Genomic DNA, 17232 nt, shown 5'->3' with positions numbered 1-17232 from the left:
GTGAACGGTGGGGGCGTGTGCGGCTTCCGTGCGCGTGATGGGGGCGTTCCAGTCGCGTTGGTCGTGCTGCCGAAACCGCGTGGCGCCGTGTTATGCGTCGCTGTGCCGTGTGTGTTGTACTGGGCAGCACTGCACAGCCCGGCTGTATTCGCTCCGCTCGTATTCGCCCGGTTTGTATTTGTTTGGTTTGTATTCGCGCCGCCCGCAAGGTTGGTTGCTGTGATTGTCGATTTCCATGGTCATACGATTCCAGTGGCCTATTATGCTCCTGTTTGTGGCATGACGTCGGGTGCGGTTTTGCCCGGCGCGAACTGCGTGATGCTGCCGTCCGCGCGGACCAGCACCGCATGGAGACTGGCCTGAGCGACTGGATTCTGGTCGATGATGTCGCGGAACGTGCGCTCGCCGGCGCTGATGGCGGCGGTGGCCCACATGTCCGCGAACGCGAGATGGTCGTCGACGATGGTGGCCTGTGCCAGGTCGTGCGCGTTGCGGGTGATGTGTTCGCCGCGTTTGCTGGTGCCGGAGGTGGCGACCGCGCCGTTGCGCAGAGTGATGGTCCGCAGGGTGGCGTTGGGGTTGGCGGGATCCTGCACGCCGATGCGCCATACGAAATCGCTGGTGTCGGCTACTGCGGTCTGGATGTCTCCGCCGCCTCCCAGCGCGGCGGCGTCGCATTGTCCGGATGTGATCAGCGGCATGAGAAACCGCTCGTGCGCTCGTTCGATGGCCCAGCCTTTGACGATGCCGGTCGGGTCGTATTGGCCGGCGTGCATCGGATTGAAATGACCGCGGGTGAGCTGCTTGGCCTGCTCGGCCAGCGCGTAGATTTGCGCGAATTCGGACTGTGATTCGGATTGTGATTCGGACTGGGATTCGGACTGAGAATAGTGGGTCTGAGCTTGGCCGGCGTGTCGGTTGTACGGCGGCGCTGCATAGTGGACGCCGGACTTTGTCGAGGATGCTTTGCTTGTGACGAGCATGGCCGACCAGTCGCCTCGTCGGGCTGCGGCAACCTGCGAATCGGCGCGGAATGGGGAGAACGTGGTGTCGATGTGCTGCAGGTATGCGGTGATCTGCGGCGTGATCTCGTCGATGCATGTGGCGAGGTAGGCGGCATCGCGGCTGTCGCTCAGCTGGATGGTGAACGGGATGGTCATCGCGTGGATGACTCGGGCCTGAATGGTGGTCATGATCGGTGCTGTCCGTATGGGCTGTTGGCTGTTGCCGGCTGTTGTTGGCTATTGGTCGCTAACTTATTTGGCGGCGTTCAGCGACTGGTTGATGGCGTCCTGCAGCGAATTGACGAAGGCAGTGGAGGTTTCGGTCGCTCCGGAGACGAACTGGATATCCGCGCTTTGCGCGCTGATCGCGCGTTCGGTGAGCATCGGGAGCGCCTGGGCGTTCACGGACTGTGAGCGGCCATGGGTCGGGGCTTTCACCGTGGTGATAGTGGTGATTTTCCCGCCCGCGACCGTGACCTGCAATTGGATCTCGCCATAGGCGTTCGGACTGGCCACGCTGGTGTAGGTGCCGTCCTTCAGGGTGTTGGAGTCTGTGGATTCAGTGTTGCTGGAGTCGGCGGAATCAGTGGAATCGTTTGAGTTGGTGGAATCGTTTGAGTCAGTGCTGTTTGCGCTGTTGGAGTCGGTGGAGGACTCAGATTGGGCGTTGGCGCTGCTGCCGTTTCCGCTGGATGTCGTGCCGTTTGAGGCCAGGGCAGATCCTGTGGTTCCCGCCTGCTGTGCGAGATGAGGCTTGATGAACAGCAGAAAAGCGTCGCCAATGATTGCCAGGCCGGCCAGTACGGCGATGGCGGCGCGCGTCACGGTTTTCATGGTTGCTCCTCATGTGTTGTCTTCTTGTACAGCGTTTCGTCAGAGATTCGTCGGCCTATTCCGCGGCTTCCCGGGCGATTGGGCCGGCTTGTGCGGCAGGCCCGACGGGCGGCGACGTTTTGGCTACGTACTGCTGCGAAAGTGCTGGTATTGAGTCTCGGTGTTGTGTGCGTAATGCACTGCGCATCGAATACCACAACCTCGATGACGCGTTGGAATTCCCCACATCGAAAATAACAAGCCGATGCTGGCGACGTCGTATATGTATCCTGAGAATTCGCTGAAATACAGCCGTTTTGTGATGTAGCTCTCATCGCGCGTAGCGCGTCCATACTTGCAGGACGGGCTGTCAGCGAAGCTGACTGGGGGAGAGACGGCATTGAACCCCCAATTATTAGTGAGACGGACCAGTAGGCTTGCTGCCGAACGGGTGAATCGATTGCATGGATCATCCGTATCCTCGGCCGATTGCCTGGCTGATTCGTCCTGATACTTGAAAACAGCCTTGAACATGGCTTCAGAGACAGATTCTCATGTCCTTGAAATGCGATTCAGCCATATTCGGGCTTCCGGGACGGGTTTTCTTGTCCCGGAAACGCGATTCCGTCGTTTTCGCGCTTCGGGGACGGGTTTTCGTGTGCCTGTGCCTGTGGCGTGTGTGTGGCGGGGGTTGGAAATCCTTGGAATTCCGCCATTCTTTCTGAATGGTGATTGATGTGGTGCGGGAGGATCTGTCCCGGAACGACGAAACGGGTCGAATTACGCTTCCGGGACAGGTTTTCGTGTCCCTGAAACGCGATTATGCGGTATTCAAGCTTCAGAGACAGATTCTCGTGTCCTTGAATCACGATTCTGCCGTTTTCGGGCTACAGAGACAGATTCTCGTGTCCCTGAGACGCGTTTACGTCGTATTTGAGTTTCCGGGACAGGTTTTGTGTGCCTGTACCCATGATGTGCGTGTGGTATGAGCTGGAAATCCTTGGAATTCCGCCATTCCTTCTGAATGGTGCTTGGCGTGGTGCGGGAGGATCTGTCCCGGAACGACGAAACGGGTCGAATTACGCTTCCGGGACGGGTTTCCGTGTCCCTGAAATGCGATTCAGCCGTTTTCGGGCTCCAGGGACGGATTCTCGTGTCCCTGAGACGCGTTTACGTCGTATTTGAGTTTCCGGGACAGGTTTTGTGTGCCTGTACCCATGATGTGCATGTGGTATGAGCTGGAAATCCTTGGAATTCCGCCATTCTTTCTGGGCGGCGATTGACGTGGCGCGGGAGGTTCTGTCCCGGAACGGCGAAACGGGTCGAATTGCGCTTCCGGGACGGGTTTTCGTGTCCCTGAAACGCGATTATGCGGTATTCGGGCTTCAGAGACAGATTCTCTTGTCCCTGAAGTGGGATTCTGACGTTTTCGTACTTCCGGGACGGGTGTCGTGTGCCTGTGCCTGTGGCGTGTGTGCGGCGGGGGTTGGGAATCCTTGGAATTCCGCCATTCTTGTTTGCGGTGCGGGTGATGAATCATCGCAGGTCGTCGCGGATGCTGCCACGCCAGCGCAATATCGCGTTATTTGCAGAGCTGCGGCACAAGGTGCAACGCAAGCATCCACCATGTCGTCTCACTTAATGTACGCTGAGTGTCCGTCAGCGTACATTAAGCGAGAAAAGCCATGAAAAGAAGTGTGGGGCGTCGAACCGCGAAAGCGCCTGTCGGCGCAAGGGCCGCTCGCGGCGGCAAAAAATGGAGCCCGGGGCTTAAGCACGGCCCGACGCGGGTATCAGTATAGTTTGCGATGAACTGGGGCACGCCGGAACAGGCGGATATCAGCTGATGGCTGATGCCGAAGTGGTGGATTGGGTCTCTCCCTCAGTCACGGGCCAAGCCCGTGACAGCTCCCTCATCAGAGGGAGCTCTGTTGCGGAGCTTTCGGTCATTTCCCTCGCCTTGACTGTCATTAAGCCCTCGCTTAGAAGCGCTCCCAGCATTTCTTGCAAAGCTTAGCCCACCAGAGGGCTGGTCTTTCCCCAGCCGCGGTCCAAGTCCCTCGTCGGAGGGGAGAGATAAGCGAGCCACTACTCCAGCCGGCCGCGACGCCAGAGGTGTGCGCCGTGCTCGAACGTGCGGGCGGTACTCATCAGGTTTGCGCCGGTGTGTAGGAGTTTGGCCGCCTGAGCGCGTGCGGCTTGTTCGGCTTCGGGGGCGCTGCCGCCATTCGCGGTCGCGCGCTGCACACGCCGTCGTGCCTCCACGCGCAAGCCCAGCGCCACCACATCGGTGAACGCCGCCGCGCGCTCCAGCGCCACGGCGAAATCGCCCACAAATGCACCGGAGAGAATCGAATCCGCCAATCGCACGATGTCATCCTCAGTAGGTGCCTGATCCACGCCGGCGATGGCGGAAGCCGTGGTGGCCACCGGTTCGCCGAGCCGCCAGAGCCGGGCGATGGAATCGCGGTTGCTGCGCATCCACGTGCGCAGCATGTATAGACGCCACAGCACGCCGGGCAGTGAATCGGGCTCGGCGTCGCTCCACAGTTCGGCGATCTCGTCCACGCCGACGGTCTCCACCAATGTCAGCACGCGTTGCACGACTTCCGGATCCTCGCTGTGGCGCACGCGGTCGAGTAGCGCCGCCGCGGAAAGATGGCTCATCTCGCTGATAGCCTGCGGATCCATGCCGCCCGCCAGCCCGTCGGCCACCGCCGGGTCAAGCTGTGCCGGGCGCGAGGGGCGCGAAGCACCCATCCGCACTGGTCCGAATGCGGCACCGGCTGCACGCAACGACCCGAAGCCCGGGCCAAGTCCGGAGCCGCCATGCGCCGAAGCGTGAGCGGCGGCAGCGGCAGCGGACGAGTTCGAGGAATCGGGGTATGCGGGTCTAGTAGACAAGCGGTTGCACTTTCTGAATATCGATGATGACCGGGCCATCCGGAGTACTGATCACGAACAATGCTATCGCGGTGCCGGTAGGCATGTACGGTGATTTCGCGATGAGCCGTCTGCCCAGCGCGGCCGGCCGGCACAGTTCGCGCAGATGCTCGAACATGCCGCCGATGACCGGGCGATGCATGCAGATCGCCGTGCCTTGCTTGCGCTCAAGCGCGAAATCGATTTCGCTGAGCATGGACTCCCACGCGGCATCGGGATTGATGGCGAATGCATCTTCCGTCATCTCGTCCAGTTTGACCATGTCGCTCTTGGTCTCCCACGCGAAATGCTCCAATGTCTGCTGGCAGCGCAGCCAAGGCGAAGTGGCGATGCGAATCGGATTGAAGCAGGCGAGCTCGGCGTTCAGCGCGAAGGCAGCCGCCGCGCCACGCGGTGTGATCGGGCGATTGGCGTCCGTGCCTTTCCACAGTTTGCGGGCCTCCGCCTTGCCGTGTCGCACGATGATCACCGGCTGGGAGTCGAGCGCACCCTCCTGCACACGGTCGACAAACAAGGCCAGAATGTCTTTATCCGTGGAATGCGTCAGGCGTTTGCGCGCTTCGACCGGCGTCAGCCAGAGCATCTGGTCGATTTCGCCCTCGTCGGCACGGTGAACCGGCCCGAAGGCGTGCGTGCGTCGCAGATTATCCACTGGGCTGATGACCTTGGCCATCCAGTACATCACATGTTTGCCGGTGCCGGACAGATTCCTGGTGTGCCTCTGGACGCATCCTTCTTCGGACTGCGGATAGGTGATATCGCCCAGATACGGGCCAAGCGCCACTGGCAGGCCGGTTTCCTCGCCCATCTCGCGCACGGCGGCGTGGCGGTGGGATTCGTTCGGGTCGAGCTTGCCTTTCGGCCAGCTCCAGTCGTCATACTTCGGACGGTGCACAACGCACAGTTCGATATGACCGAGTACGTTGTGCGAAGCGTCTGAGAGGATTTGCGGGTCTATGGTTTCGCGGGTGTCGTGGGTCGTCCGCGGCTCCGGTCGCCCCTGTGCGTGTTCTGGAGTGTTGTTCGTTGCTCTGTCAGAGTTCTCGGCGGTCTTCCACCGGTAGATGATGCCACCGGCGGCTTCTACGACATGCCTCATGCTGTTGCTACCCATCACTGGTCATTGTAGGGCAAAACCCGCTGCCGCTACGTAGTTTGTGCTGGTGATACGACGATGCCCGGTTCCCACAATCGTATGGGAACCGGGCATCGTCGTATCACCTGTGTCGCAATCCACTGTACCAGTGTTTTGCGCGAGCGTTCACAAGCGCGCTGTCTGCATCCGTATCAGCGTGCGCGATTGTTCACAATCAGCTGTGCGCGCTGCGGCTGCGGGAGTGCTTGCGGATCAGGTACTCCTGGCTGTCCACCAGCGGACGGCCTTCGTCGTCCTTGGTGTGCAGCACATAGGTGCCGTCCGGCTGCATGTGCCAGCTGACCGTGGAGTCGGCCATCTGCAGATCCACGTACTTGATGAGCTCGTCGATCTGCTCCGGGGCGGTGATGCGCACCAGAGCCTCCACGCGACGGTCGAGGTTGCGGTGCATCAGATCGGCGGAGCCGATGTATACCTCGGGGCCGGAAGCCGGGCCTTCGCCGATCTGCGGGCCGTCAGCGTTGCAGAAGGCGTAGATGCGGGAGTGCTCAAGGAAGCGGCCGAGGATCGAACGCACGCGGATGTTCTCGGACAGGCCGGGAACGCCGGGCTTCAGGGCGCAGATGCCGCGCTCGACGATGTCGATCTTCACGCCGGCCTGAGAGGCGCGGTACAGAGCATCGATGGTCTTCTCGTCCACGATGGAGTTGACCTTGATCTTGATCCAGGCCTCCTTGCCGGCGCGGGCGGCATCCTCCTCGCGGCGGATGCGCTGGATGAGACCGGTGCGGATGGTGCGCGGGGCAACCAGCAGACGGTGGAAGCTGGACTTCGGCGCGTAGCCGGACAGCTGGTTGAACAGGCGGGTCAGGTCCTGACCGACCACCGGATCACAGGTCAGCAGACCGAAATCGGTGTAGATACGTGCGGTCTTCGGGTTGTAGTTACCGGTGCCCACGTGGCAGTAGCGACGCAGGCCGTCGGCCTCCTGACGCACCACCTCGATGAGCTTGCAGTGGGTCTTGAGGCCCACGATGCCGTACACCACGTGCACGCCGGCGCGTTCGAGCTTGCGGGCCCACGCGATGTTGGCGTCCTCGTCGAAGCGCGCCTTGATCTCGACCAGGGCCAGCACCTGCTTACCGGCGTGTGCGGCGTCGATCAGTGCGTCGATGATCGGTGAGTTGGAGCTGGTCCGGTAGAGCGTCTGCTTGATAGCCAGGACCTTAGGATCCGCAGCAGCCTGTGCCAGAAAGGCCTGCACAGAGGTGGAGAAGGAGTCGTAAGGGTGATGCAGCAGGATGTCGCGCTCGCGGATGGCGGCGAAGATGTCCTGCGCACGGGACGACTCGACTTCTGCAATCTGACGGTTCGTGGTCGGCACGAACGGACGGTTCTTCAGGTCGGGGCGATCGACGCCACCGAGCTCGAAGAGCACGGTCAGATCCAGCGGGCTGGGCAGACGGTACACCTCGTCCTGGCTCACGCCGAGCTGGTCGGCCAGTAGCTGGGAGAGGAACGGGCTGGTGTCGTCGGTGATCTCGAGGCGGATCGGCGGTCCGAAGCGACGGCGCAGCAGTTCCTTCTCCATGGCGTTCAGCAGGTTCTCGGCGTCATCCTCTTCCACGTCGATGTCCTCGTTGCGGGTCACGCGGAAGGAGCGGGCCTCCTTGATGATCATGCCCGGGAACAGGGATTCGAGGTGGGCGGCGATGAGCTTCTCCATGGTGATGAAGCCGTAGCGCTCATCCTTGGATTCCTCGTCGGTCATGTCGTCGACCGGCACGAGGCGCGGCAGGTTGCCCGGGATCTTGACGCGGGCGAAGTGGGACTTGCCGGACGACGGGTTCTCCACGATCACGGCAAGGTTGATGGAGCCGCCGGAGATGTAGGGGAACGGGTGGGCGGGGTCCACCGCGAGCGGGGTCAGCACGGGGAAGACCTGCTGGCGGTAGTAGCGGGAAAGGCGCTCCTGCTCGGAGGGGGTGAGCTTGTCCCAGCTCAGCAGGACGATGTGCTCCTTCTCCAGCTCGGGCAGGATCGTGTCGATGGTGTAGTGCGCATGCTCGTTCTGGAGGCGATGCGCGGTTTCGCTGATGGCGCGCAGCAGCTGGCGTGGGCTCAGGCCGGCTGCGGACGGCACTGCGATGCCGGAGTCGATGCGGCGCTTCAGGCCGGCCACGCGAACCATGAAGAACTCATCAAGGTTCGAGGCGAAGATGGCGGAGAAGTTGGCGCGTTCGAGCAGCGGCACATCTTCATCTTCTGCTAGCTCAAGCACGCGCTGGTTGAACTTGAGCCAGCTCAGTTCGCGGTCGAAGAAGCGATCCTCGGGCAGCGGGGCTTCGCCTTCCTTATCGACGCGGCGGTCATTCTTGTCAGTCTCGGCAATGTGCTCTGCGATTTGGCTTCGCAGAATTGCCTTTGAGGGTGCGTCAAATATTTGTGCCATAGCTTATATCGTATGCTTTGGCGTGGCCGTATACGGGGGTTACTCGCGAGAGTTCAGACTCCGTTCATATTGGTGTCGCAGTCTCGGGCGCCGGATGGATGCTGGGCGGCTAATTGTGGTCGGTCGATTGTTGGCGGTTGGGCGACACGCCGACGGCGGCTCTGGAAGGAACGAAAGCGAACATTGTACGGGTTCGAACCGCACTCAACCATTCGTTTACCGGCGTTGAGCCTGTGCGAATGAACAGTTGTGATAAAAATCGAACATCCGCGATGCGCGGCTTGCGGCATCGGTGATGCGCGAATACATTATGAGGTACAAGGAAAACAGAACAGAGCAGAGCCCACAAATAGTGTATGGTCACGAGGACTGTTACGTTGGACGGGCATTGGAAAGACTTACCGTTGCAACGATGATGTTGTGCAGAGATTCTGCTCTATGCTGTGGAACTTGTAGAAAAGGCCCGCTCCGGCGGGCCTTTTTCTTTGCCTGTTTTGTACGGGGGTGGGGCCCTTCCTCGGTGTGTTGGCGGTATCGCGCTGGGCGGCCGTTAGTGATGGTTATTCTCGCGCAATGGGAAATCTGGGAGACTCGGGGAAACCACGGGAACCCGGTATTGAGCGTGCATGTGTACAGTGGAGGCATGACGGAAACACAGCGAACGCCTGAAGGTTTCAAACCTCGTATCAAACCGGCCGATGCCGATGATGGCCGTCCGGTTTCCATCTCCGCGCGTCTGGGCAGACTGCAGTTCCATACATCCGGTAAATTCCGCGTTCTGCAGGCGGCGGATATCCAGGATGGGGCGAAAATCGCCAAGGACACGGTATCGTTGCTGGCGGCGAGCGTCGACGCCACACGACCTGATTTGGTGGTGTTCTCGGGCAACCAGATCGCCGGGTTCGGCCCGGACTTCGCGGGGTCGTTCAAGAAGCGGCGCTGGAGCAAGGAACCCATCGGCCGTAGTGCGTTGGACAAGACGCGCACGCTGGTGCGCGGCGCTATCGCACAGTTCGTCGCGCCTCTCGAGGAGCGCAAGGTACCGTGGGTGGTGACCTACGGCAATCATGATTTCCAATGCGGCCTCGACAATGAGGAATTGGATGCGATCTACCGTGAGTTCCCCGGCTGCGTGAATGCGGCCGATACGTTGCTGCCTGACCAGACCATATATACATGTGAACCCGGTACCTTGGCGCTGCCGGTGCGAGATGTATCCGATACCCGCAATGTGTTGGGTTTGGTGATTGTGAATTCCGGTGATTATGCCCGTGGCGGTGGCTTTGGCGCACCGTCCGTCCGGACGTTGGACTTCCTGAGGCAGGTGCCGTCATTGTTGAGTGATGGCGGCGGCGAGGAGGCTGCCGGGTCGGCTTCATCGGCGCAGGGCGCGTCTGCGAATGCGCCGGTGCGGTCGATGGTATTCCAGCACATGCCGCTGCCGGAGTACTACCACGTGCTCAAGCCGGTGCCGTCGAACACGGCATACGCCATGCAGGGGTATCGCGATCATGCCGATACCTATTACATCCTCGACGAGCAGCGCACCCAGCCCGGCGGGTATCTGGGGGAGGGTATCTCCTGTCCTGACCGGTCGGGGGAGTTCGCGATTCTGCAGCAGAACGATGGCTACTTCGCGGTGGCCGCAGGCCATGACCATCGCAATGGGTTCGTGGGCGACTATCAGGGACTGATGTTGATCGCCACACCCACCTGCGGATTCAACACTTACGGTCCGGCGCCCGGCAAACGCGCCACGAGACTGATCGAATTCGATGCGCGTCACCCCTATGAGCCGCGTACGCAGTTGCTGGAATTCGAGGAGCTGGTAGGCAAGCCCAGCTCCAAGCAGGCGTACACCTATGCGCTGAACCAGTCAGCTCCAGGCGAGGGCGAAGGTGACGATCTGCTACGCAAGCCGTCGCTCTGGAGCCGCCTGACCGGTCTGTTCAACTAGTGGCCTATCGGACTGCCTTGACTAGCGCTTCGGTGAGGTACTTGCCGGCGGCCATCACCAGCGGGGCGTAACGGCGACCCGGCGCGGCACCCATGCGTCCGGTCGGCCCGGAGATGGAAATCGCGGCGATGACCTGGCCGGAGGCGTTGCGGATCGGGGCGGAGATGGAGCACACGCCCTCCTCGCGTTCGTTCACCGATTCGGACCATCCGCGCTTGCGCACGGCGGCGAGCTTTGTTGCGGTGAACTTGGCATGGCGCAGGCCCTGGTGGAGGCGTTCGGAATCCTCCCACGCGAGCAGGATTTGGGCTGCGGAGCCGGCTTCCATCGAGAGCATGGCGCCCACCGGGATCGAATCGCGCAGGCCGGAGACGCGTTCCACTGCGGCGATGCAGACGCGCTGATCGCCCTGACGGCGGTAGATCTGCGCGGATTCACCGGTGCGGTCGAGCAGCGTCTGCAAGATCGGGCCGGCCGCGGTGAGCAGACGATCCTCGCCGGCCGCTGCGGCGAGCTCGGCAAAACGGGAACCCAGTACGAAACGTCCATGCTGGTCGCGCAGCACAAAACGATGGCGTTCGAGCGCGATTGCCAGACGATGCGCGGTCGGGCGGGCCAATCCGGTGGCGGCCACGAGCTGGCCGAGCGTGGACGGTCCAGATTCGAGTGCGTCGAGAATCTTCACGGTTTTGTCAAGTACGCCGACGCCGGAGTGGATTTCTCCGTCATCCGATGCGGATGGAGTGGCGACTGCCGGAGCGTTGTCAAGTGTTTCGGTCACGGCAGGGTCGGTTGCTAATGGTTCTTCTTGGGAATCAGTCATAATATACGCGATTATGCCATCTCACATTGTGAAATGGCAAATCAGGGAAGTGTCTCACGAGGTGATCACCGGTGAAGCGGACTCCCGTTGATGGAGAATCGTTGTGCGCGCTCACAATCAAGTCATCGCCTGAGTCGCCGCCGACGCAACGCCAAGATGGCGTCGGATATGTCGACATATAGACGGTGGCAGGCATCACCGCGGTGTCTTGTACGCCGCGAAATTGCCACAACGTCATGGCGCGATCGCCATATGACGGCAAGGAGCGCCGTTCGCGAGGCACCGCTATCTCAGTATCCGGCCTGAGTGAAGCCGCACCTCACCTGACCACATAGGCTTATACCACGAACAAGGCGCGAATACAATACCTCGCGCGGAATTTTTTGGAGGAACACTATGGGAACGACACTGGCCGAGAAGGTCTGGGCCGATCATCTGGTGCGCAAGGGCGGCGACGGCGCTCCCGATCTGCTGTACATCGATTTGATGCTCATGCACGAAGTCACCAGCCCGCAGGCGTTTGAAGGCTTGCGTCTGGCCGGCCGTAAGCCGCGTCACGTCGATCAGCTCATCGCCACCGAGGATCACAACACCCCGACCGTTGACATCGATCGCCCGAATCCGGACAAGACGAGCGCCCTGCAGTTGAGCACGTTGGAGAAGAACTGCAAGGAATTCGGCGTGCGACTGCATCCGCTGGGCGACGCCGATCAGGGCATCGTGCACGCGTTCGCGCCGATCCTTGGCTTGACCCAGCCGGGCATGACCATCGTGTGCGGTGACTCGCACACCTCCACCCATGGCGCGTTCGGTGCATTGGCATTCGGCATCGGCACGTCCGAGGTGGAACATGTGATGGCGACGCAGACCTTGAGCCTGAAGCCGTTCAAGACCATGGCCATCAACGTCAACGGCAAGCTGCCGGCCGACGCCACCGCCAAGGACATCATCCTGGCCATCATCGCCAAGATCGGCACCGGCGGCGGCCAGGGCTACGTAATCGAATACCGTGGCGAGGCGATTCGCGACCTCACGATGGATGAGCGCATGACCGTGTGCAACATGTCCATCGAGGCTGGTGCCCGCGCCGGCATGATCGCCCCCGACGAGACCACGTTCGAATACCTGAAGGGCCGTCCGCACGCGCCCGAAGGCGAGATGTGGGACAAGGCCGTGGCGTATTGGAAGACGCTCAAGACCGATGACGACGCCGTGTTCGACAAGGTGGTGGATATCGACGCCACCAAGCTCGGCCCCTATGTGACGTGGGGCACCAACCCGGGTCAGGGTCTGCCGATCACCGCCGACGTGCCGGACCCCGCCAAGATCGCGGACGCCACCGAACGTTCCGCCGCCGAGCGCGCGATTAAGTACATGGGATTGAAGCCCGGCATGCCTATTAAGGACATCGCCGTGGACACCGTGTTCATCGGTTCGTGCACGAACGGCCGCATCGACGACCTGCGTCAGGCCGCCGCGATCATGAAGGGCCACCACAAGGCGAAGAACATCCACCGCGTACTCGTGGTACCGGCGTCCTCCCGCGTCCGTCTTGAGGCGGAGAAAGAGGGCCTTGACAAGGTGTTCAAGGACTTCGGCGCCGAATGGCGCAACGCTGGATGCTCGATGTGCCTCGGCATGAACCCGGACAAGCTGGTGCCGGACGAACGCTCGATTTCGACGTCGAACCGCAACTTCGAAGGTCGTCAGGGCAAGGGTTCGCGCACGCATCTGGCCTCTCCGGCCGTAGCCGCCGCCACTGCCATCCGCGGTACCATTTCCTCTCCCGCCGATCTCTGATTCATCAACTATTACGTATTGGCCCCCTCTGCGAAGGGGGCTCCCGGCAGCGCCGGGTGGGGCAGAGACCCCGAAAGGACAATTATGGAAAAACTTACTACGTTGACCGGTGTGGGCGTGCCGCTGCGCCGCTCCAATGTGGACACCGACCAGATCATTCCGGCCGTGTTCCTCAAGCGCGTGACCAAGTCCGGTTTCGAGGATGCGCTGTTCTACGCATGGCGTCGCGATCCGAACTTCGTGCTCAACAAGCCGGAGTACGCCGGTAAAGGGCAGATCCTGGTGGCCGGTCCCGAATTCGGCATCGGCTCTTCCCGTGAGCACGCGGTGTGGGCGCTGCATGATTATGGGTTCCGTGTGGTGATCGCGCCGAGCTTCGCCGACATCTTCTACGGCAACACCGCCAAGAACGGCGTGCTGGCCGCTATCATGCCGCAGGAGAGCGTCGAGCTGCTGTGGAAGCTGCTCGAGGAGGAGCCCGGCCGTGAAATGACCGTTTCGCTGGAGACCTGTACCGTGACCTGCGGAGACGTGACCCTCCCGTTCGAGGTGAACGATTACACCCGCTGGCGTCTGATGAACGGCTACGACGACATCGATCTGACGCTGCAGCATGAGGACGACATCGCCGCCTACGAGAAGATGCGCGCCGAGAAGTTCCCCTTCAAGCCCAAGACCATCCCCGCCAAGCACTGGCCCGAAGAACAAATCCAATCCGCCCGCGAGCCCGAAGAGGATAATTGGGCAGGGCCGTTGGCTGATCGAGGCGTTATCTGAGCCGAGCCGTTAAGCGGACAGTCCGGTGGACTGTCCGTAGGTGAGGCCTGAGCGAGACGATAGTCGAACGAAGGTAGGCTTGCGTCTCGCGTAAGCGAGTCTGTTATTGCTGTTGGCGATCAGGCTGCTGGGAGTCCGGTGGGCTCTCAGCAGGGCCTGCGCCGAGCTGCGGCAGCGGCTCGGCCAATACTGAGTCTCGCCGTAAGGCGAGTCATTAATCGCCGGACCAGGCCCGTTGGCTGATCGAGGCGTTTTTGCCTCGATAGGTCTGCTGTCTGAACCCGCTTCAACCTACGTAGTCGTTGTATGATGCCCCCCTTGCAATAACACGCTTGGGGGCTTTATTGTGTTTTTCCCCTCCCCCCCCCTATACTTGATATCTGTTATACGCAATTGTGCGCGACGGGCGATGATGCTTGGCGCGACACATGGAACAGGGGGTACAGGGTGAGGAAGCCGATACGTAGGTCAATCACAATGCTGGGTGCGGTGCTGTCCGTATTGGTGAGTGTTGTTGTGCTGTTTGGCGCGATGCCGGCCTACGCGGCGGATGATACAAGCGCTCAGGTCCCTGTGCAACAAGTGCTGGCGGCCACAGGAACGAATATCGCAAGCGTTGTGGTGGTGGTTATAGTATTGCTGGCGTTGGCGGCACTGTTCTTCATGTTGTCGAAGCGGCAGCGGCCCAGGCAGCGCAAACGATAGACCCCAGGCAACGCAAACGATAGACCAACGCGGAATGATCGGTGGCTTGACCGTCAATGCCGGTCTTCAAGCCATCCGGCAAGAACGTCTGCGTCCGGCCGATGCATGAACATGAACTGCAGTGCATTGATGCCGTTCATGACGAACAGTGACATCTGCACACGTTCGATGCCGCGCTGTTCGCGCCATAATGCGGTGGATCGTGTGATTGATTGGACACGCGCACGACGCGTCACCATAAGATACGTAGTCGATCTGATACTGCCGGTCACCATGATCCTATGGTTCATCGGCATGCCTGTTAGTATGGCGTACCCTTCCGTGCGCGACTTGAGCCATCGCGTCGCAATCCAATACAATCCTGCAGCCGCTGGTACAACGGCGATCCACCAAGGCCAGCCAAGTTCAGGCCCTGGGCCCGGGTTATCTCCGAGTTCGAGGCCGACGAACGGCCCGGCTTCGGAACCCAGCCACACCAGTGCCGTCGCGCCTACAGCGGCGGCAATCGGCATGGTGAGATAGTACCGGAGCAAATCGCGCCCGGTATACCGCAGCGGGGCGCTGCCTGGGTTATGGATGCTGCGCGCCTCGCTCGGCAGCTGTGGTACATCCCATTCCGGCAGCATCACGCGCAATACATCGTAGACGCGGCGGGTGCTGATCACCGGCAGGATACGAGCCGCCGAAATGCCGCTTTCCTCGTTGGCCGAGTTCACCGAGGAGCTCAGTCCAAGCCCGACCGAACACAGGTGGAAAGGGCGGCGCAACAGCGATTGCCGCACCGCCACCGTCTGGATTCGGCTGACCGGAATCGTCGTGGTATGGCGTGTGAACAGGCCGCGCACCACCACCAGATCGTCGCCGCGACGCCAGACCTCGAACCCATAGAATCGCAGCAGCGACGTGACGATGCTCACCAGCATGAGCAGTATCACGCAGGCGAGGATCAATAGCAGGATCGCCGTCACCCCGCTGGCAAGCACGGCATCGAACGAATCCATGGCATCGTGCATGAGCTTACGGGGCAATACATCCTGCACGTTCTGCACGAACCCGTACACCACGAATGCGGCGGCGATGAATCCGATGTCCGTGACGGAATAGAGCACGATGTCCCTCACCGAGGCACGGAACACGGGGGATTGAGCGGACGCTGTCTGAACAGAAGCTCTGCACGATGATGCCGGGGCAGCGGTGTCCCTGTGCATGGTGATTGCTGGCGTGGGCTCGGATGCGGCGGTGGAGTAGCGTTCGGTGACTAAGCCGGAATCCGAGATTGCCTCCGGCGAGGCGGTGGAAGCCGTTGGCGAGGCCGCTGGCGAGGCTTCCGACAGGGCCGCTGGGCTTGATTCTCGCGCGGCCGCCCGCAACCGCTCCAGTTCAAGCTGCAGTGCGGCGGGCACCGCGTCCAAACGAATGTCCGTATCCATGGCACCGGCCGCCGAAACGGTGAGGCGCACGACGTCGAACGGCTGCAGATACACAGGTGCCGCACTGTTGATGGCGTGAATCGAACCATAGCTGATGGTGCGGTTCTTGCGGAAGAACAGGCCGGATTTGAACGACAGCGCATCGTTCCCGAGCCGGTATCTGGTCGTGAACCAGGCGACGGCGGGCTGGGACAGCGCCACCAAGGTCACGCCGATGATAATCAGCACAATGACCAGCGGTGACAGATGCTCCCTCATGATGATGAGCAGGCCGAGGAACAGGCCCACCACGCCTTTGATGGTTTCCGCCAGTCCCACGATCAGCGCGGCGGGATGCAGCATGCGCCATGCCGCATTGGAGCTGGGTTGGTTATCGGGGCCGGTACCGGAATCGGGATTGGCGCTGGGACCGGGGCGGGAATCAGACGTTGGATTGGTGCCAGAGGGCGTGGCGGTGCCGGAGGACGTGGCGGTGGCGTCGCTCGCGGTGCTATCGGAACCATCGGCAGTTGGAGGGACATCAGCCATCAGAGAGTCATCGGTTGTCGGGGAGACGCGGACGTTGCTGGAATCACTCATCACAGGTCGTCCTTTGCTGCGGCCACACGTTCGGTGATGAGCGCCACGATACGCTCGGCCTCGGCGGTATCCAGCGCGGCTATTTCGTGCTCGTCGGCGGCGGTGTGCACCACCACTGTGGTGAGTCCGAAATGACGTTGGACCGGGTTCTGTTTGGTATCCACGTGCTGCACGCGGGTGTATGGCGTGGTGGTGGAGGTGCGGAACAGCCAGCCTTTGCGGGTGGCCAGATCGCGCTCGCCGATACGGAAGCGCGTGAAGGCATACATATATTTGGTCTGCAACGGCTGTGATACGAGTTCCAGCACCGCATAGACGACGGCGACCCCGATGATGAGCCGTTGCCAGAACCCCCACCAGCCGTTCGCGAGGCAGATGGCCGTAATCACGCCGCATACCGCCAGCCAGATCACGCACTGGAACGCCTCGGTGATGAGCCACACGGTGCGCACCCGCGGCGGCAGCGGCCGCCAGCCGTCGGCACAGGAGATGGCTGGGGTGACGCCCATAGGTGCCGGCTCGATATGCGCCATGGCGGGTTCGGCTATATCGGATTGCGTCGCGTCGGCTTGAACTGTATCGGTTGGTGTTGCATCCGATGGCGTCGTGTCGGTTTGCGCGGTGCGATCCTGTTGATGATTGTCCATCATGTCCCCCTACGTCGGCGGGCGCACTAGTGCTCCCTGTCGTCATCCACTGTATCGGATATGGCTCGTTCTCCGCGGAGTCCCGCCGGCGCATTCATTGGTAATTGTGGACATCGTCACAAATCATTCAGCAACAGCGGTTAGGTTGAACGGTATGACTATGAACGAACCGAATCCGTTGCAGAAGCCGTCACCGTCGACGCAAC

At 61.2% G+C, this 17232-nt stretch carries 12 protein-coding genes; 4 read left to right on the top strand and 8 right to left on the bottom strand.

The window, feature by feature from the left end; translation table 11 throughout:
- Positions 1-260: 260 nt before the first annotated feature.
- The 5 genes from BREU_RS09610 to BREU_RS09585 all read right to left on the bottom strand — a co-directional run bounded on the left by BREU_RS09610 (position 261) and on the right by BREU_RS09585 (position 8308).
- Positions 261-1193 (bottom strand): FAD:protein FMN transferase, encoded by a 933-nt coding sequence (locus tag BREU_RS09610; RefSeq protein ID WP_052382111.1) that lies wholly within the window; start codon positions 1191-1193, stop codon positions 261-263.
- A gap of 63 nt (positions 1194-1256) precedes the next feature.
- A complete protein-coding gene (locus BREU_RS09605) occupies positions 1257-1838 on the bottom strand; it encodes an FMN-binding protein (RefSeq protein WP_052382110.1) in 582 nt (193 codons plus the stop codon).
- Positions 1839-3905: 2067 nt separating this feature from the next.
- The gene (locus BREU_RS09595) at positions 3906-4721 is read right to left on the bottom strand and encodes a hypothetical protein (protein ID WP_081886671.1); all 816 of its coding nucleotides are present in this window, start codon (positions 4719-4721) and stop codon (positions 3906-3908) included.
- Positions 4711-5874 (bottom strand): NUDIX hydrolase, encoded by a 1164-nt coding sequence (locus tag BREU_RS09590; RefSeq protein WP_140462965.1) that lies wholly within the window; start codon positions 5872-5874, stop codon positions 4711-4713. The genes BREU_RS09595 and BREU_RS09590 overlap by 11 nt, the downstream gene beginning before the upstream one ends.
- 196 nt (positions 5875-6070) lie before the next feature.
- Positions 6071-8308, bottom strand: a complete 2238-nt coding sequence (locus BREU_RS09585) for an RNA degradosome polyphosphate kinase (protein ID WP_044089877.1) — start codon at positions 8306-8308, stop codon at positions 6071-6073.
- A gap of 643 nt (positions 8309-8951) precedes the next feature.
- Here BREU_RS09585 and BREU_RS09580 point away from each other — a divergent pair.
- Positions 8952-10265 (top strand): metallophosphoesterase, encoded by a 1314-nt coding sequence (locus BREU_RS09580; RefSeq protein ID WP_044089878.1) that lies wholly within the window; start codon positions 8952-8954, stop codon positions 10263-10265.
- A gap of 4 nt (positions 10266-10269) precedes the next feature.
- Here the strand turns inward: BREU_RS09580 and BREU_RS09575 are convergent, their stop codons facing one another.
- A complete protein-coding gene (locus tag BREU_RS09575) occupies positions 10270-11088 on the bottom strand; it encodes an IclR family transcriptional regulator (protein ID WP_044089879.1) in 819 nt (272 codons plus the stop codon).
- Positions 11089-11484: 396 nt separating this feature from the next.
- Between BREU_RS09575 and leuC the strand changes: the two genes are divergently transcribed.
- From leuC to BREU_RS09560, 3 genes are all read left to right on the top strand, one after another.
- On the top strand, positions 11485-12888 hold the full coding sequence (leuC, locus tag BREU_RS09570; protein WP_044089880.1) for a 3-isopropylmalate dehydratase large subunit: 1404 nt from the start codon (positions 11485-11487) through the stop codon (positions 12886-12888).
- Positions 12889-12972: 84 nt separating this feature from the next.
- Positions 12973-13665, top strand: a complete 693-nt coding sequence (gene leuD / locus BREU_RS09565; RefSeq protein ID WP_044089882.1) for a 3-isopropylmalate dehydratase small subunit — start codon at positions 12973-12975, stop codon at positions 13663-13665.
- A gap of 477 nt (positions 13666-14142) precedes the next feature.
- A complete protein-coding gene (locus BREU_RS09560) occupies positions 14143-14370 on the top strand; it encodes an LPXTG cell wall anchor domain-containing protein (RefSeq protein ID WP_044089883.1) in 228 nt (75 codons plus the stop codon).
- A 53-nt stretch (positions 14371-14423) separates the two neighbouring features.
- On the opposite strand, the gene BREU_RS09555 is transcribed toward BREU_RS09560, so the two are convergent.
- On the bottom strand, positions 14424-16379 hold the full coding sequence (locus BREU_RS09555) for a PH domain-containing protein (RefSeq protein WP_044089884.1): 1956 nt from the start codon (positions 16377-16379) through the stop codon (positions 14424-14426).
- Positions 16379-17029, bottom strand: a complete 651-nt coding sequence (locus tag BREU_RS11340; RefSeq protein WP_081886670.1) for a PH domain-containing protein — start codon at positions 17027-17029, stop codon at positions 16379-16381. Before BREU_RS11340 ends, BREU_RS09555 begins: the two co-directional genes overlap by 1 nt.
- Positions 17030-17232: the final 203 nt, after the last annotated feature.

This window comes from Bifidobacterium reuteri DSM 23975, from assembly GCF_000741695.1.
GTDB classification, from domain to species: Bacteria; Actinomycetota; Actinomycetes; order Actinomycetales; family Bifidobacteriaceae; genus Bifidobacterium; species Bifidobacterium reuteri.
Note: the sequence above shows the minus strand (reverse complement) of the source record. Positions and strands in the feature narration are given on the sequence as shown.

What these genes read in the sequence shown, in the direction of transcription:
- BREU_RS09610 (WP_052382111.1), bottom strand. Translation starts at nt 1,193, where the DNA reads ATGACCACCATTCAGGCCCGAGTCATCCACGCGATGACCATCCCGTTC.
- BREU_RS09605 (WP_052382110.1), bottom strand. Translation starts at nt 1,838, where the DNA reads ATGAAAACCGTGACGCGCGCCGCCATCGCCGTACTGGCCGGCCTGGCA.
- BREU_RS09590 (WP_140462965.1), bottom strand. Translation starts at nt 5,874, where the DNA reads ATGGGTAGCAACAGCATGAGGCATGTCGTAGAAGCCGCCGGTGGCATC.
- BREU_RS09585 (WP_044089877.1), bottom strand. Translation starts at nt 8,308, where the DNA reads ATGGCACAAATATTTGACGCACCCTCAAAGGCAATTCTGCGAAGCCAA.
- BREU_RS09580 (WP_044089878.1), top strand. Translation starts at nt 8,952, where the DNA reads ATGACGGAAACACAGCGAACGCCTGAAGGTTTCAAACCTCGTATCAAA.
- BREU_RS09575 (WP_044089879.1), bottom strand. Translation starts at nt 11,088, where the DNA reads ATGACTGATTCCCAAGAAGAACCATTAGCAACCGACCCTGCCGTGACC.
- leuC (WP_044089880.1), top strand. Translation starts at nt 11,485, where the DNA reads ATGGGAACGACACTGGCCGAGAAGGTCTGGGCCGATCATCTGGTGCGC.
- leuD (WP_044089882.1), top strand. Translation starts at nt 12,973, where the DNA reads ATGGAAAAACTTACTACGTTGACCGGTGTGGGCGTGCCGCTGCGCCGC.
- BREU_RS09560 (WP_044089883.1), top strand. Translation starts at nt 14,143, where the DNA reads ATGCTGGGTGCGGTGCTGTCCGTATTGGTGAGTGTTGTTGTGCTGTTT.
- BREU_RS09555 (WP_044089884.1), bottom strand. Translation starts at nt 16,379, where the DNA reads ATGAGTGATTCCAGCAACGTCCGCGTCTCCCCGACAACCGATGACTCT.
- BREU_RS11340 (WP_081886670.1), bottom strand. Translation starts at nt 17,029, where the DNA reads ATGATGGACAATCATCAACAGGATCGCACCGCGCAAACCGACACGACG.